The 14915-nt window shown below is 60.7% G+C and carries 15 protein-coding genes and 1 riboswitch; of the genes, 7 read left to right on the top strand and 8 right to left on the bottom strand.

Going from position 1 to position 14915, the window contains the following annotated elements; all coding sequences use genetic code 11:
- Positions 1–51: 51 nt before the first annotated feature.
- Positions 52–705: a lactate utilization protein gene (locus tag B9A12_RS11945; protein ID WP_084058197.1), complete on the bottom strand. Its 654-nt coding sequence runs from the start codon at positions 703–705 to the stop codon at positions 52–54.
- 143 nt (positions 706–848) lie between these two features.
- On the opposite strand from B9A12_RS11945, the gene B9A12_RS11940 reads away from it, so the two are divergent.
- A complete protein-coding gene (locus B9A12_RS11940; protein WP_084058131.1) occupies positions 849–1832 on the top strand; it encodes an NAD(P)H-dependent flavin oxidoreductase in 984 nt (327 codons plus the stop codon).
- 316 nt (positions 1833–2148) lie between these two features.
- Positions 2149–2586, top strand: a complete 438-nt coding sequence (gene trxC, locus B9A12_RS11935) for a thioredoxin TrxC (protein WP_084058130.1) — start codon at positions 2149–2151, stop codon at positions 2584–2586.
- Between the two features lie 160 nt (positions 2587–2746).
- Here the strand turns inward: trxC and B9A12_RS11930 are convergent, their stop codons facing one another.
- The 3 genes from B9A12_RS11930 to B9A12_RS11920 form a co-directional block, all read right to left on the bottom strand.
- Positions 2747–4222, bottom strand: a complete 1476-nt coding sequence (locus B9A12_RS11930) for a cation:proton antiporter (RefSeq protein ID WP_084058129.1) — start codon at positions 4220–4222, stop codon at positions 2747–2749.
- A gap of 108 nt (positions 4223–4330) precedes the next feature.
- Positions 4331–4399, bottom strand: a riboswitch (Fluoride riboswitch).
- A 49-nt stretch (positions 4400–4448) separates the two neighbouring features.
- Positions 4449–4796, bottom strand: coding sequence for a DUF4405 domain-containing protein (locus B9A12_RS11925; RefSeq protein WP_084058128.1), 348 nt, complete (start codon positions 4794–4796; stop codon positions 4449–4451).
- 393 nt (positions 4797–5189) lie between these two features.
- Positions 5190–5873 carry a metal-dependent hydrolase gene (locus tag B9A12_RS11920; protein WP_084058127.1) on the bottom strand — a complete coding sequence of 228 codons (684 nt, stop codon included), beginning with the start codon at positions 5871–5873 and terminating at the stop codon, positions 5190–5192.
- A 288-nt stretch (positions 5874–6161) separates the two neighbouring features.
- On the opposite strand from B9A12_RS11920, the gene B9A12_RS11915 reads away from it, so the two are divergent.
- Entirely contained in the window at positions 6162–6923 is a 762-nt protein-coding gene (locus B9A12_RS11915) for a hypothetical protein (RefSeq protein WP_170920570.1), read from the top strand.
- A 78-nt stretch (positions 6924–7001) separates the two neighbouring features.
- Here B9A12_RS11915 and B9A12_RS11910 read toward each other — a convergent pair whose 3' ends face one another.
- A complete protein-coding gene (locus B9A12_RS11910; protein ID WP_084058125.1) occupies positions 7002–7424 on the bottom strand; it encodes a Crp/Fnr family transcriptional regulator in 423 nt (140 codons plus the stop codon).
- Positions 7425–7832: 408 nt separating this feature from the next.
- Here B9A12_RS11910 and sat point away from each other — a divergent pair, with 408 nt between their 5' ends.
- Together sat and B9A12_RS11900 are read left to right on the top strand one after the other, a co-directional pair.
- The gene (gene sat / locus B9A12_RS11905) at positions 7833–9092 is read left to right on the top strand and encodes a sulfate adenylyltransferase (protein WP_084058124.1); all 1260 of its coding nucleotides are present in this window, start codon (positions 7833–7835) and stop codon (positions 9090–9092) included.
- Between the two features lie 13 nt (positions 9093–9105).
- Positions 9106–9405 (top strand): DUF6955 family protein, encoded by a 300-nt coding sequence (locus B9A12_RS11900; RefSeq protein WP_084058123.1) that lies wholly within the window; start codon positions 9106–9108, stop codon positions 9403–9405.
- 337 nt (positions 9406–9742) lie between these two features.
- Here the strand turns inward: B9A12_RS11900 and B9A12_RS11895 are convergent, their stop codons facing one another.
- A complete protein-coding gene (locus B9A12_RS11895; RefSeq protein WP_212636924.1) occupies positions 9743–10243 on the bottom strand; it encodes an RrF2 family transcriptional regulator in 501 nt (166 codons plus the stop codon).
- A gap of 587 nt (positions 10244–10830) precedes the next feature.
- Between B9A12_RS11895 and B9A12_RS11890 the strand changes: the two genes are divergently transcribed.
- Together B9A12_RS11890 and B9A12_RS11885 are read left to right on the top strand one after the other, a co-directional pair.
- Positions 10831–11025, top strand: a complete 195-nt coding sequence (locus B9A12_RS11890; RefSeq protein ID WP_084058122.1) for a hypothetical protein — start codon at positions 10831–10833, stop codon at positions 11023–11025.
- On the top strand, positions 11026–11298 hold the full coding sequence (locus tag B9A12_RS11885) for an OsmC family protein (RefSeq protein WP_084058121.1): 273 nt from the start codon (positions 11026–11028) through the stop codon (positions 11296–11298). It begins immediately after the preceding gene.
- Between the two features lie 162 nt (positions 11299–11460).
- Here B9A12_RS11885 and B9A12_RS11880 read toward each other — a convergent pair whose 3' ends face one another.
- Both B9A12_RS11880 and B9A12_RS11875 read right to left on the bottom strand, forming a co-directional pair.
- Positions 11461–12858 (bottom strand): sigma-54-dependent transcriptional regulator, encoded by a 1398-nt coding sequence (locus tag B9A12_RS11880; RefSeq protein WP_084058120.1) that lies wholly within the window; start codon positions 12856–12858, stop codon positions 11461–11463.
- On the bottom strand, positions 12855–14690 hold the full coding sequence (locus B9A12_RS11875) for a two-component system sensor histidine kinase NtrB (RefSeq protein ID WP_084058119.1): 1836 nt from the start codon (positions 14688–14690) through the stop codon (positions 12855–12857). Before B9A12_RS11875 ends, B9A12_RS11880 begins: the two co-directional genes overlap by 4 nt.
- Positions 14691–14915 lie beyond the last annotated feature (225 nt).

Here is a 14915-nt window from a genome sequence, read left to right as displayed (position 1 = left end):
CATGGTAGGAGTGCGTTTTCATGGTTTGCGCTCCTTGCCTTCGCCTTGGGGCTAGAGTCCCAGGTCTTCGTTGATGAGCACCACGTGGATGCGGCCCTCGGGAAAGGACTTTTCCGTGATGGTCCAGTGATTGCAAATGCGTTCCGGACTGGAACACTCCTGGCAAACCCCCGTATGGTAGCAGGGGGTTTTCTTGTCCAGGCGCATGGCGTTTGCGGGAGCCGCATAGGCCTTGATACGGTGCATGGCCGCTTTCAGATCCGGGACCACCTTGTTGCGTCCCACCAGCACGATCACATGGCGCGGCCCGAAGGTGAGAGCCGCCACGCGGTTGCCGTACATATCCAAGTTCACCAACTGGCCCGCTTCGGTGACGGCGTTGGTGCCGGTGAAAAAGAGATCCACAAGCAGGGAGCGTCGGCGCCGTTCCAGCATGTCCTGAAAGCTCAAGCCCTTTTCATAGGTGTCCAAAACGGCCAGGTCGTTGCGGTCCTTGAGGGCGTCATAGAGCCCCGATGCCACAAAGGTCATGGATCCCCCCCACGAAATGGATTCTGGGTCTAGAGTGGGAAGAATCTCCTGGAGAACCCTTTCCTTGGCGTCCGCACGGTTTTGTGCACATGTTACGGCGAAGTTGTTCTTTTCCAGTGCCTCTTGAACCCGCTTCAATTTGAGATCCCAAAAGTGTTCCACGGGGTGGTCCATGTTGCCCTCCTGATTCTCGAACAGACTTGATCCCAGGAAGCCCCTCTGCGAAAAGAAAAAAGCGATCTTGTCCACTTTTAGCAAATGGAGGGCCGTTGTGAAAGGCCCGTCTCCAGTGGAACCCGTAAGGAAGGGAGAGGCACATGGTGCGGACGCGATTGACGCGGTTGCTGGGCATTCGCCACCCGATCATCCAGGGCGGCATGCAATGGGTATCCCGAGCGGAGCTGGTGGCCGCGGTGAGTAACGCCGGGGCACTGGGGATCCTCACAGCCCTTACCCACGCCAGTCCGGAAGGTCTGGTGCGGGAAATCCAAAAGACGAGGGAGCTCACGGACCAGCCGTTCGGAGTCAACATCACCATCCTGCCGACCCTCCAACCCGTCCCCTACGAAGAGTACGTGCAAGCCACCATCGAAGCGGGCGTGAAGATCGTGGAGACGGCGGGACGGAACCCGGAACCCTTTCTGCCCGCTCTCAAGCAGGCCGGCGTACGGGTGATCCACAAGTGCACTTCCGTTCGCCACGCTGTGAAGGCCGAAAGGATCGGTTGCGATGTGGTGAGCATCGACGGTTTTGAATGCGCGGGGCATCCGGGCGAAGACGATGTGCCGGGACTCGTCCTCATCCCCCGGACGGACGACAGTGTCACGATTCCCATCGTGGCCTCCGGGGGCTTCGCCGACGGCCGGGGCCTGGCCGCCGCGCTGGCCCTGGGAGCGGACGGAATCAACATGGGTACGCGGTTTCTGGCGACCCGTGAGGCCCCCATCCATGAACGGATCAAGAAAATCCTGGTGGAAGCCGACGAACGACAGACCACGTTGATTCTTCGAAGTCTGAAAAATACTGCGCGGGTTTTTCGAAACCGGGTGGCGGAAGAGGTGCTGAAACTGGAGGAGCAGGGCGCCGGGATCCAAGACATCGGGCCGCTGGTGTCCGGAAAGCGCGGCGAGCGGGTCTGGTCGCAAGGCGACCCCGAAGCCGGGATCTGGGCCGCGGGCCTGGTGGTGGGGCTCATTGCCGATGTGCCCACCGTGGCCGAACTGGTGGAACGCATCGTGAGGGACGCGGAGTCGATCATCGGGGAAAAGCTTCCCGGCTTGCTTTCCATTGCGGATCGCTGATGCCAAAGTGGGGGATCCGCCCCTTGCCGTCCGTTGCAAGGACCGGCGTGCGGATTCCCTGGCTGCAGGGGAAGGTGGAGGAAAGCATGCCACCCGAAGGAGAAAACACGCGCGGCGACCCGAGCGTGGCCAGGAACCCCGGCGCTGGCCATGGCGAACCAATCCCTTGTCATGGGAAGGCGGGGTCGATTCAAACCGGCCTTCCCGTCATGGCTCAAAGCCTGGCGGTGGTAGGGGTTGCACGGACTTTGGGATGTGCTTATCAAAGCGCCGAAAGTACCCACGGCACCCAAAAACGCCTGCGAGAGGTGGTTTCATGCAAGAGTTCATCCATGTGGTTTGTCCCCGCTGCAGCTCCATCAACCGGGTGGACGCACTGCGCCTGCTCAAGCAACCCGTCTGCGGCCGGTGCTCTTCCCAGCTCCTTCCCGGAAAGCCCCTGGAAGTGGACCGGGATCAGTTTGAAAAGCACGTGATGCGTACCGATCTTCCCGTGGTGGTGGACTTCTGGGCGCCTTGGTGTGGGCCGTGCCGCATGATGGCTCCCGCCTTCCAAGAGGCCGCCCGGAGGCTGAAGGCCTCTGCGCGTTTCCTGAAGGTCAACACGGAAAAGGAACAGGGCCTTGCCGCCCGCCATGGGATACGAAGCATCCCCACCGTAGTGGTCTTCAAAAACGGGCGTGAAAGGGGGAGGCGCTCAGGGGCCATGGACGCGGGGGCGCTGGTGCGGTGGGTGGGGGAGTTTGTGGAATGATGCCTTTGCACCGCCGGCGAGCCGTCTGGACCCTCTCCATCATGTGACCTCAATGGGAAGTTTTTACCAGATCGCCCCTAACCGGTGCTTCCATGGGAAAAGTACGCCGATCCCATGGAAGCGGGCGCACGCAATGAGCTGAGAAGAAGGGCTTGGCCTGTTACCAGTCGTAGAGGACCTCCCAGTGTTCGTGAAAGGACGGGTCCAGCTGGCTGTAGCGGTACGTCATGGTCTTTCCCGTGCCGGGGCCGTCCGCGCTTTCTTCCTTCCAATAGCGAATAAGGATGGCGGGGATACTGCCACTGGGAGCCGATGAGACACCGGGGGCCGGGATCCACGTTTCCCGCTCTTCAATGATCTTCCACACGGTGCCGTAGCGCTTGCTGCGGACCCGTTCGCCCACCCTCGGAAGCTGAAGCTTTTCCCTCAGGGATTTGAAGGTGTAGGGAGACTTTTCTCCGTGATCCAGGATCCGTTCGCCCATGATCATGATGCCGATGGCGCCCAGGGGAGCCGTGAGAAGAATGGAGAGCACCGCCACGGCCAGGATCACTTCCCCGGAGGCCACACCAGCCGCCAACGGCACGGCCCCGATGGCCGCCTGCACGGTGGCCTTGGGGATGTAAGCCACCACGCAGAAGAGCTTCTCCTTCCAATTATAGGGGGTTCCAAGGAGCGATACCCACGTGCCCACGCTGCGAAAGAGGAGCCCCACGGCGATGACGGCCGTCCCCGCCAGGCCCGCCTTCCAGGCCACGTGGATGTTCACCTGGGCACCCACCAGCACAAAAAGCAGGAGCTCGGCAAAGACCCAAAGCTTCTTCAATTTCTGGGAGATGAGATGGGCGATGGGTTCGGCCTTTTCCAAGATGATGAAGCCGATGGTCATGACCCCCAGAAGACTGGCGATGGGAACCCAATGCTCCACGGCGCCTTCGAGCCACGTGAGGAAGATGGAAACGCCCAAAACCACCAGGGTTCGCTTGGGTGGCCGCCAGTCGTAGAGGGTAAAAAGCTTGTAGAGCAAATAGCCGGAAACGGCGCCCACCAAAATGCCGAGGGTGATGGAGATGGGAATCCCGGCCAGCTTGGCCCACACGTTCACATGACCGCCCCCGTACATGCCGAGAAAGATGGAAAAGAGGACGATCACGAAGACATCGTCCACGGAAGACGCTCCCAGGATGAGCGTGGGGATGCCTTTTTTGGCGCCCCGGCCCCGGTCCATGAAATCGATCATGAGCGGGACCACCACGGCGGGGGAAACGGCGCCCAGGATGCTTCCCAGGATGGCCGCTTCCAGTGTGGAGATCCCCAGCCACTTGGGGGCGACCCACGTGACGCCCACGATTTCGAAGATTGCCGGGACGGCGCTCATGGTCAGAGCGGCGCGGCCCACCCGGTTGAGGGTGTCGCGATGGAGTTCAAAGCCTGCTCGCAACAGGATCACGATGAGAGCGATCTTTCGAAAGTCGGCGGATACCTGCATCATTTCCGGGCGCATGAGACCCAGAACGTACGGGCCCATGACAATGCCCACCAGGAGCATGCCCACCAGGCCGGGTAATTTCATCTTTCGAAAGAGATAATCCGCCAACAAGCCCAGAACCACGATGAGAGCCAAGCTGACTGCCATGGTCGATCCTCCGAACGGATGGGTCGTTCAAAAATTGTCCGCCTTGCCACACTTGCGGGCAACGGGCCCCCGGAAAAGAGCGTTCTGCAAAAAAAAAACTTCTACCCCGCAGGGGTAGAAGTCATCAACCTGCACGTTGGGCAGGTGGTTCAGGCAGACTTCTTTGCCTTTCCCAATTTCAGGCACAGCGATGATACACAAAGAAACGCATGTGTCAAGCAAACGCTCAAAAGCGGCTCACCAGATAGCCCAGGAAAAGCACCACCACCCAAGAGCCGGCAAGAGCCCAAAGGCCCTTTTGCCAATGGTTGCCCAGGTAGCGTTTGCTGGATTGGACCACCCACTTCCAGTTGAGAACCAGGTGGATGACCGCCAGGCAGATGAAGAAGATGGCCACCGTGCCATGGAAATCCGCCCAGTCGTGGCGCGTCAGCCCCAAGAAAGTGGGCGGTGCGCCTCCCAAGCGGCCTCCGTGGGGGATGGCGAACTTGAGCAAAAATCCCAGCACGGCCAGGGTGGAAAAGGCCACGAAAAGCAAGGTGTTCGTAAGATAAAGCCAACGGTTCTTGTCCATGAGAACCTCCTTTGTGGGTAGGGCCTTGAGGGATGGTGTGCCATCGAAACAGCCATCCGGCGCCGATCCCTTGTGGGTCCAGTTCCCTGTCCCACGCCACCGAAATGGGAAGAGGGCAATATGCGGGCCACGAGGGCGCGGTGGGCCCCAACCGGCACCTGCGCCCGGTCCAGGCCCGCAAGGGCCGGGTACCTGGATCAAAAGTACCCGGAAGGCGCCGGCCCCGGATCGTTTTTACCCAGGAAGGCCCTTATTGAATGGTTTTCGGGCTCTAGGGAGGAGCCGTGAGGCTGAACCCTGGCCCGGGCGATCCGCTCTTTCATAGTCGATGGCCGCTCGAGCGGGTGAGGGCCTTCGGTGATCGGGGCGGTTTTCGAACCGCCCCGATGGGGGCTACAGTTCCAGGCTATCGCCGGGTTTCAGGATCACCACCTGGGCGGAGGTCTCCTTTTCCACGCGGTCTTTCCAGGCGTGGGGATCCTGCTGGATGATGTCGAAGGTGTCGTAGTGGATGGGAAGCACCTTCGCGGGCTCCAGGAGCTTCACGGCGCGCAGGGCGTCGTCCGGGCCCATGGTGAAGTTGTCTCCGATGGGAAGCACGGCCAAGTCGATTCCCTCTTCCCCGATGAGCTTCATGTCGTAGAAGAGCCCCGTATCGCACGCATGGTAGATCTTCTTGCCGTCCACTGTGAAAAGGAAGCCGCAGGGATTGCCGCCGTAGGAGCCGTCGGGAAGGCCGGAACCGTGATGGGCGATGGTGAGCTTCACGCGCCCCCAGGGGTGATTGGAGCCACCGCCGATGTGGTGGGGGTGAAGCTTTTTCAGACCCTGGGCCGCCAGCCAATTGTGAATCTCGAAGTTGGAGATGACCGTGGCTCCGGTACGCTTGGCGATGGCCACGGTATCACCCAGATGGTCGCCGTGGCCGTGGGAGACGAAGATGTAGTCCGCCGGCACCTGGTCGGCGGAGACGGCGGCCAAGGGATTTCCCGTGAGGAACGGATCCACCAGCAGGTGGGTGCCGTTCACATCCATGTGCAGGCAGGCGTGACTGTACCACGTAACGCGAACACTCATGGCATCCTCCTTAATGTCTACAAGCTGGTTGCGATTGAAGCTTTCTCGTCAAAAGACCGATCTTGTGGGTGGGTAGAGGCCCCTTGCCTTCCGCTAACGATTGACACAAAGAAGAGTGGTTGACAAGATGCGTGGCCAAACCAAACGGATCCGGGAGGAATGAACGCACCCATGGGAAAAAGTCCTCGGCGTGTAGCGAGTTGGGTTGCCCTGGCGTTTATGGGGCTCTTCAGCGTGGCCAACGGGTTCCTGATGGGAAGAGGCCTGTGCCGGTCGGCAGGCTGTCAAGTGATACAAAAGCCGGTGCTGTGGTGGCTGGGCGCCTTCTATGCCGCTGTACTGGCGGCGAGCGCACTCAAAAGGCCTCGTTTCCTTCCCTTGCTCCTGATGGCCGGGCTGTTGGTGGAAGCGGGCCTGCTGCTCACCCAGGTGGTGCTGGGGATCTACTGTGCCGCGTGCCTCACCTACGGGGCAGCCCTGGTGTTCTACGCCTTCGTGACCCCCTTCGCCGGCCGCCGTTACCGGCTGGTTTTCGGCGCCCTCATGGGGGGCACGGGCGTGGTGGCGGTCGTCCTCTCTTTGCTCCTCCTTTCCGCCTGCGCCTGCCCCGATTCCACGTTCTTCCAGGTGGATCCGCAAAGCCATGGGATCAGTCTGGTCTTCGAGCCGGCCTGTTCCCACTGCCACAGCCTGCTGGAGCTGCTGCGCCAGATGGACTCCCAAAGGCGCGTGAGGCTTTGCCCGGAAGCCTGGAGCCTCCATTCCATCTGGAAGCTGGTTCAGGAACACTGCACCACCTGTTACGGATGGCGGGATCGCATCCGGTGCCTCATGGGAACGGCAGCCTTGGTTCGCGCCAACAACCGGTTCTGCATGGAAAGAGGCTACCGGCAGGTGCCGCTCCTGGTGGTGGACGGTCGGTTCATTTCGGGTGAAGCCGTGAAAACCGAGCTATTCAGCGCCCTCCAGGTCCCGGCCGCGGATCCTTTCGACGGTTCCTGGACCCTTCCCGACTCCGCGGGGGCCTGCACCATCAATAGGTGCGATTGAATGGGCCCTTGCCAGGATCGGGTCCGAAAGCAAGCAAACCCCTCTCGCCTGGCCCCTCGGGGCCTCTTTCCAATCGTCCTATTTGCCGAACCGCTCATAGCTGGCCTTGAGCCGGGATGCGATGATGCGGGCCAGGCGGCGCAGTACCAGAAGGCCGTCGGCGGTGTGCTCTTCAAAAAGGCCCAGCAGCTTTCCCCCGTCCAGACGGTAGAGGCTGCTGTCCATGGTGAGTTCGGCCGTGGCGGTGTAAAGGCGGGGTTCTACCAGAGACGACCAGCCGAAGACGCCGCCCGGTTCGTCGATGGGAAAGGTGATAGGGGATGTCCCGCCGGTGGTGAGAGCCACCTGACCGTCCTTAAGAATGTAAAGATTTTCCGCTGAATCTCCCGCGCGAAAGAGGACCGTGCCTTCAGGCAGGCTGTCTTCCTCGGCGATGTGCTCGATCGCTTCCAGTACCTCTGAGCTCAGGCCCTCGAAAATCTCAACCCTGTGCAGAAACATGCGGCGCCTCCTTGGTTGTGGGCAGGACAAGGGGGTGGTTGGTGGCCCCACGGCCGGCAGGGGCTTCCCGCCGGTCTTGGAATACTTTTTTTTTTACCTTCCTTTCGCAAAAGATTCCAGTCTGATGAAGAGGGCGCGTTGACCTTTTGAGAAATCGGGAACTATGATGACAGTAGCATCGGCCACGCGTGGTTGATGAACTTCCGATGAACACATGCCGAACCTTGTTCTCCTCTTGCTGGATCCAGACGCTCTTCGAACCCCCTGCGTGGCTTCGATCAAATCGCCACACTCAAGTGTGCCGCTGGCGCACGGGAGGGGAGGTGAGACCACCTTGCACGCCTTCAAGATATCTCGGTACCCGGCAAAGGGCCCATTGGTGAAAACCCGAAAGGGAAAGGAGACGGCATGGCTGAGATCGGCCACGGAGGCAAGGAGATTCGAGAAAGGATTCTCGCTCCGGAGGAGGCGGCCGCCAAGGTGCGCGGGCTGCCCCGGATACCGGTTCGGAGCCAGATTGCCAACGAGATCATCGATATAGCCTATGGATGGTTCTGCCCCTTGGAAGGCTTCATGGGCCAAGAGGATGTGGAGGCGGTCTGTTCCAGGATGCGTTTGAAGGACGGAACCGTGTGGAGCATCCCCATCCTGTTCGACCTGTCCCAGGAGGAAGTGGCTGAGCACGGCATCAAGGTCGGCGACTCCCTGTGCCTGACCTATCATGACCAGCCCATGGCCATCTTGGAAGTGGAAGAGATCTTCACCTACGACAAGGGGGCCATGTGCCAGGCGATCTACGGCACAACGGAAGAAAAACACCCCGGCTGCGCACGCACCTACGGATACAAGGATGTCTTTTTGGCAGGACCGGTGACCTTGGTGAACCGCCCGGTGATCAACCCGCCCTTCGAACCCTACTTCATTCCGCCCCTGGAGATGCGCAAGCGCTTTCGGGAAAAGGGCTGGCAGCGAATCGTGGCGCACCAGACCCGCAATGTTCCCCACACCGGGCACGAGTGGCTCATGAAGGGGGCCTGGCTCCAAACCTACGCGGAGCTTCCCATCGAAAAGCCCTTGGTGGGCGTTCTGGTAAACGCCATCATCGGCGAAAAACGAAAGGGGGACTACATCGATGAGGCGATCATCCTCACCCAGGACGAACTGAAAAAGGCCGGCTATTTTGGAGACCACAACCACATGACTTCCCTGACCTTCTGGGACATGCGCTATGCAGGCCCCAAAGAGGCCGTCTTCCACGCCATCCTGCGCACCAACCTGGGCCTCACCCACCATATGTTCGGCAGGGACCACGCCGGCGTGGGCACCTATTACGGTCCCTACGACGCGCATCGGCTCTTAGCCACGGTTCAAGATGAGCTGTCCATTACCCCCGTCTACTCCATGAACTGGCTCTACTGTCCCCACTGCGGCGAGATCACCAGCGAAGGTCTTTGTAACCATCGGGATGAATGGCAAAAGTTCAGCGGAACCGTCATTCGAAGCATCGTTCAGGACGGTGTGAAGCCGCCGCGGCTCATCTTTCGCCCGGAAGTCTTCGAGCTGGTCTTGGAGTGCGCGGAAAAATACGGCTTCGGCTCGCCCTTCGTCACCGATGAGTATCTGGCCAAGCGAACGCCTGTCTTTACCATTCCGCCGCTGCAGGCATGAAAGGAGGTGCGTGATGACGGAAGAAAGGTACCCCATCAACATCTGGGTCAATGAGGAGCGATACGAAAAGTTGAAGGCGGCGGGACTGGCGGATCTGTGTGAAGAGATGCTCGCCGGCATGAAGGTCATCCGCGTCTATGCCGACGAGGCGCAGAAAAACGAGATTCTGCGACGGTTTCCCACGGCCAAGTTCGATTCGGCCACCACCAAGAGCATCGAACTTCTGCCCCGGGAGGTGAAGGATCGCATCTTCCACAAGGTGGTGGAAAAAAAGAGTGTGGAAATCCTCGGGGAGTTTCTGGAAGAAGATTAGGAAGCGATTCGAGCGCCGCGAGGCCCTGCAAAGGAGAAGAGACCCGCGGTGCTCCCTGTCGCCGCCGGGCGGAGGGCTTCAACCGAGCCGGACGAGGCTTGTTGAACCCGTCTCGTTGATCGGGTCAAGGATTGGACCGCCACGCGGGATTCCTTCCCGCAGCTCGGAAGGGCTTCGCTCCGAGCCATCCCAAAGGGCTCGGTCCTGCGGGAAAGGGCGGGCTTTCGCCGAGCCCAAAGACACACTCTGTCGGTCACAGACGGTCCACCTGGGGGAGGTGAAGCGTTCGTTTGCCAAAAACCCTCGGGGCGTCCGGATCGGTAGGTCCGACGGGGGTTCAGCAAACGGAGCCGCATTTTGTGGCGGACCGGGGTAGAAGTGGGCTCGCTTCCCGACCGATGGGAGCCTCTCTTCTTTCCTCAGCCAGCTCGTCTTCCATCTGCAGCAGATCCTGGAAAGTGTAGTCTTCCAGTGTCCCCAAAGCAGCCTCGGAAGCTTTTTTCCAGACCTTTCGGGTCACGCAGGATGGACTGCGGTAGCAGGACTCGGGATTGCGTACGCATTCGGTGAGCCAAAGATCCCCTTCGAACAGGGAAACGATTTGAGCCACCGTGATCTCATGCGGCGCCACCTTGAGCAAGTGCCCACCGCGGGACCCACGAATGCTTTCGACGAGGCCTGCGCGTTTGAGGGGAATCACGATCTGCTCCAGGTACTTGAGGGATACCTGCTGTCTGGCGGCTATGTCGGAAAGCTGGATCGGGCCTTCCCCATAATGACGGGCCAGGTCCAAGACAAGTCGGGTGCCGTAGCGGCTCTTCGTCGATAGCTTCACCATAGACCATCCTTTCTCCTGCGCTGCCGCCTTCAACCGCTGCTTCCACATCCACGAGAACAAGGCGCCCGGCACGGCGCCCACGGGAGATCGTCTCAAAAGGTTTTTTCGGCCTTTTTTCGAATTAACTAAAATTCCGCGGTGCCGTGTGGCTCTTTTTGAGCTTTGTGGGGGCGGGTTTAGGATCCGCCCCTGCGGCAGTCTGGCCAGACCGAGCGCACGGGCCTGTCTGCCGGCCCCACCTTTCCGTCCGCACAACATGTGAGCAGTCTGTGCGTTTTCGAACGGCCCCCGAGGCATTTAGTGCTTTGAATAACGCATACTGTAGCAGTTTTTGTCAAGAGACCCCCTCCAGCGGCAGGGCGCAAAACATGGCCCGGCCCCGCGTCTTTCCCACGTTTTCCCCGAAAACAGTGCCAGGGTGGTGCAAGAAGATCCATGCGGATCCCTCTTAAAATATCTACCCCTGGATGCTCACGGCTTCAACCAACCGCAGAGGCCTTTCCGGTCGGTTGGTGCCGTGTTAAGGTGGACAATCGGCTGTGAGCGGATGGACGATAGATGGGTCTTAACTGGAAAGGAGCAGGAAAATGGGCGACGTGGTGCATCAATCGCGCATCATGATCACCCGGCAGCGGGGTCCTACCCGGAAGGCCATGATCGAGGGATTCGATCAGCCTGTCTTTTACGGTGTGCATGGAGGCATCAAGAAATTTTACCGGGTCGACCCGGATGAGGAACATGCGGCCACGCTGGATCACATCGTCGGGGCGGTGGGCGGCTGAATGATGGGTACATTGGCGGTGGAACTGGCCAAAAGAGGGATTCAAAGCCACGAGGACGTGTACCGGGCCGAGGTTGCCGGAGATATTGAAAATGTGGACGGCGTGCTCAAGATCACGCGCCTGAAAGTGGACTACCATCTGATGGTCAACCCGGGAAAAGAAGACGCGGCCAAAGAGGCCATGAAGGAATACCTGATCCACTGCCCTTCGGCTCAAACCGTCATGGGCTGTATCGAGATTCAAGACGAGCTCCACCTGACGACAAAAGATTGAGAAAACGACTTTGGCTTTGGGCGCAGGCCCCGGGGTCTCGGAGCGAGGCCCCGGGGCACGCCTTTTACGGCCTGGTCTCTTTGGCCCGCCTGTCCCGTTTTGCACATGCACGGACAGGCCGGGCTGGAGAGCACGCAAAGGGGCTTTTACGCTCCTTTCGTGTCAGTTCTCAGCGGATTCTTCTTCCGCATACTTTTTGAGTTTCAGTTTGAGGGTGCGGCGGGTGATGCCGAGCCTCCTCGCCGCTTCGCTCTTGTTTCCCCCGGTTTCTTCCAAGACCCGAAGAATCATGCGTTTTTCCATCTGAGCCAAGGTGAGGGAGCTGTCCATATCCGGGGAGGCGGACGCAGCTGCGACCGGTTCCGTGAGGTCCCTGGAAAGCTTTTGCAAATGCAAGGGAAGCTCCCTTTCGGTGACGTATTCGCCGCGCATCAAGATCACGGCGCGTTCCAGCACGTTTTCCAACTCCCGGACGTTTCCCGGCCAGTCGTAGCGCATGAAGATGTCCATCACTTGGGGAGTGAGGCCTTTGACGCGCCGGTTGTTCTTTTGCCCGTAAAGGGACAGGAAGTGCTGGCACAGGAGCGGAATGTCGTCGCGGCGATCCCGAAGAGGAGGGACCTCCAGAGCCACCACATTGAGCCGGTAGTAGAGATCTTCGCGGAACGTTCCCTCCCGGACCATGTGAGCCAGATCCCGGTTGGTGGCGGCCACCACGCGCACGTCCACGTTGTGGGTCTGGTCGCTTCCCACGCGCTGAATCACGCCGTCCTGGAGCACCCCAAGGAGCTTGGCCTGCATGAAGATGGACAGTTCGCCCACCTCATCGAGAAAGAGGGTGCCGCCTTGTGCCTGGGCGAACCGGCCGCGTCGGGACCTGTCGGCGCCGGTGAAGGCGCCTTTTTCGTGGCCGAACAACTCCGATTCCAGGAGATTTTCGGGGATGGCGGCACAGTTGACTTCCACCAGAGGCCCGTCCTTTCGGGGGCTGTTGGCGTGGATGGCGCGAGCCACCAGGCCTTTGCCCGTGCCGCTCTCGCCTGTGATCAACACGGTGGCTTCACTGGGAGCCACCAGGGCGAGCATTTCCACGAGCGAGGTCATGGCCTGGCTCTTTCCCACAATGGCGGGAAGCTGCAACCGGCTCAGTTGCTCTTTCAGCTCCTGGTTCTCCGTGCGAAGACGGGTGTGATCCAGCGCTCGGTCCATGGCCAGGCGCAGGGCGTCAAAGTCGATGGGCTTGGTCAGGTAATCATAGGCTCCCGCCTTGAGTGCCTCCACGGCGGACGGGACGGACGAGTAGGCGGTCAACATGATGATGGGGACCGCCGGGTTGTATCGGCGGATGCGCCGTGTGGCTTCGATGCCGTCCATTTCCGGCATGCGGACGTCCATGAGAACCAGGTCCAGCGGCCCTTCCCGGATGATTTGAACGGCGCGGTGTCCATCCCCGGCTTCCTTCACCCCAAAGCCCCAGTCCTTCAGGAGGGTGGAGAGCATGAGGCGGTGCGCGTCGTCGTCGTCCACGATGAGAATTTGCGGTGGGCGGGGTAGGCTCACGGTGTCTCTCCTGTGCGTCGGTGCGTCTTATGCTCCAAACCGGCAACCGATCTTATGGCCGATTCGTTGGCCGGCTCAAGGGAATCGGCTGAGTCGGTGGGTCGCAGGGGCAGGCGAAGGACGAACCGGGTGCCGGATCCCGGTTCACTGTGCACGGTCACCTCCCCCTGATGGGCCTCCACCACCCGGTGGACGATGGCCAATCCCAGCCCCACGCCTCGGGGCTTGGTGGTGAAGTAGGGGTCGAAGATGCGCCCCAATACATCCTTTGGGATGCCCGGGCCCGTATCCTGGATGGAGACCACCGCCGACTCCCCCTCACGGCAGACAGAAATCCTGAGGGTGCCTCCGCCTTCCATGGCCTGGATGGCGTTGAGGTAGAGGTTGAGCAACACTTGGGCCAGGCGGTCGCCGTCCGCCTCCATTTCCAGATCCGGGGGATCGATGTGGATCTGGATGGAGACTCCCGCGTCTTCGGCGTCCTTTTCCACCAGCCGGACGGTGTGTTCCAGCAGTTGGCCCACGGAGGTCCGCTTCCATTGTAAATCGGGCGGCCGGGCGAATTCCAGCAGCTCGGTGACCACGCGATTGAGCCGATCCACCTCGTGTTGAAACGCCGTAGATATCTTTTGGGCAGATGGATCTCCGGCCGCCTTTCCCGCCAGGATGGTGGCAAAGCCCTTGATGGAGCTCAATGGATTTCGGATCTCGTGCGCCACGCCGGCGGCCAGGCGGCCCAGGGACGCCAGGTGTTCGCTGCGGTGCAGCTTCTTTTCCAGCCTGCGGAGGCGGGTGGTGTCCGAAAGAAGCAGCAGATAAAGGGCCGGGGAGGTCCCGGCTCTGTCCAGGGGCGACACACTGGCGAACACGTAGCGCTCCGGGGAATCCCGGTCTCCAAGGCGCAATTCCTCTTCCATGTGGACCTTGTCCCGGAGCGCGCTGGTGACCAGAGGACCCAGGTCGGGTGCGTCTTTCAGGGAACCGGAGAGTCGTTCTTGTCCCAGGAGTTGGCGGGCGGAGTCGTTGATCCGCTGGGCCGTGCCGTCTTGATCCAGGACCACCAGGCCCACCGGCATGCGGCTGAGGATAGTTTCCGTGAGGATTTCCATGTCCTTGAGGGACCGGCGCGCCAGGCGGTAGTGGTGGGCCCAAAAGAGGGAGACCAGGCCGGCGGCCCCGACGATGAAGAGCACGGCCAAGATGAGAGCATTCTGGCGCAGATCCTGACGAAGGGCACTCTGATACGGCCCGGCGTCCAAGCCCACCACCACCCAGGCGTCCCGATCCGTGCCCAAGCCGGATCGGCCTAAACCGACCGGCCCCCGCCTCCCTTGAGTCTCTGGGATGGGGGTGGCGCAGCCGTCCATGGGACAAGGCTCCCTGCCGGGGCGGGTCCACGGTGCATAGGGTCGAGCGTAGACGAAGACGTGGGCCCCGTCCAGGCGAACAAGACGCGTCACTTCCGTTGCACCGGATGCCGCGGGGACCGGGAGATCCGGAAGGTTCAGCTCGGGCCCGGCGGAGGCCTTCACCGCCCCCGATGGCGTCTGCAGGCGGAGGAAAAAGACGTGCGGCTGTTGGACCATCTGTTCCATGAGGACCTGCAACTGGCCTCGGCCCCAGCGCATATGGCCCATCATGCCCGTTCTCGTTCCCGCTTCCAGGGAACGCACCAGGATCCGCGCCTGGGACAAGAGGGTCTGCTCCATGAAGGCCCGCTCCCGCTGGATGTTTTTGAAGGCCACCACCAGGAGAATGGCCGCCAGCAGGACGGACGAGCCCACAATGAGACTCGGAGAAAGCCAGGCCTGGAACCTGCTGGTGGGTGTCATGACGTGCGCCTCCCTGTGAAAATGGATTCCTTCTGTTGGGGCAATTTACATGCCGATCCAGAGCCATGGGGCATCTTACCATGCCGTCCGGCCCTGAAAAGCGGGAAGGGGTGCAGACCTCACCGCCCGGGTGGGTTCTTAGAACCCAGGAAGCGTATCACTTTTTAGTTAAGAAAAGGGCCCAAACGGCCGAAAAAGGAGATGAGAAGGATCCTGCAAGAGGAG

The sequence above is a fragment of the Desulfacinum hydrothermale DSM 13146 genome (assembly GCF_900176285.1).
Classification (GTDB): Bacteria; Desulfobacterota; Syntrophobacteria; order Syntrophobacterales; family DSM-9756; genus Desulfacinum; species Desulfacinum hydrothermale.
Note: the sequence above shows the minus strand (reverse complement) of the source record. Positions and strands in the feature narration are given on the sequence as shown.

What these genes read in the sequence shown, in the direction of transcription:
- B9A12_RS11920 (WP_084058127.1), bottom strand. Translation starts at nt 5,873, where the DNA reads ATGAGTGTTCGCGTTACGTGGTACAGTCACGCCTGCCTGCACATGGAT.
- B9A12_RS11930 (WP_084058129.1), bottom strand. Translation starts at nt 4,222, where the DNA reads ATGGCAGTCAGCTTGGCTCTCATCGTGGTTCTGGGCTTGTTGGCGGAT.
- sat (WP_084058124.1), top strand. Translation starts at nt 7,833, where the DNA reads ATGGCTGAGATCGGCCACGGAGGCAAGGAGATTCGAGAAAGGATTCTC.
- B9A12_RS11890 (WP_084058122.1), top strand. Translation starts at nt 10,831, where the DNA reads ATGGGCGACGTGGTGCATCAATCGCGCATCATGATCACCCGGCAGCGG.
- B9A12_RS11895 (WP_212636924.1), bottom strand. Translation starts at nt 10,243, where the DNA reads ATGGTGAAGCTATCGACGAAGAGCCGCTACGGCACCCGACTTGTCTTG.
- B9A12_RS11945 (WP_084058197.1), bottom strand. Translation starts at nt 705, where the DNA reads ATGGACCACCCCGTGGAACACTTTTGGGATCTCAAATTGAAGCGGGTT.
- B9A12_RS11925 (WP_084058128.1), bottom strand. Translation starts at nt 4,796, where the DNA reads ATGGACAAGAACCGTTGGCTTTATCTTACGAACACCTTGCTTTTCGTG.
- B9A12_RS11875 (WP_084058119.1), bottom strand. Translation starts at nt 14,690, where the DNA reads ATGACACCCACCAGCAGGTTCCAGGCCTGGCTTTCTCCGAGTCTCATT.
- B9A12_RS11900 (WP_084058123.1), top strand. Translation starts at nt 9,106, where the DNA reads ATGACGGAAGAAAGGTACCCCATCAACATCTGGGTCAATGAGGAGCGA.
- B9A12_RS11940 (WP_084058131.1), top strand. Translation starts at nt 849, where the DNA reads ATGGTGCGGACGCGATTGACGCGGTTGCTGGGCATTCGCCACCCGATC.
- B9A12_RS11910 (WP_084058125.1), bottom strand. Translation starts at nt 7,424, where the DNA reads ATGTTTCTGCACAGGGTTGAGATTTTCGAGGGCCTGAGCTCAGAGGTA.
- B9A12_RS11885 (WP_084058121.1), top strand. Translation starts at nt 11,026, where the DNA reads ATGATGGGTACATTGGCGGTGGAACTGGCCAAAAGAGGGATTCAAAGC.
- trxC (WP_084058130.1), top strand. Translation starts at nt 2,149, where the DNA reads ATGCAAGAGTTCATCCATGTGGTTTGTCCCCGCTGCAGCTCCATCAAC.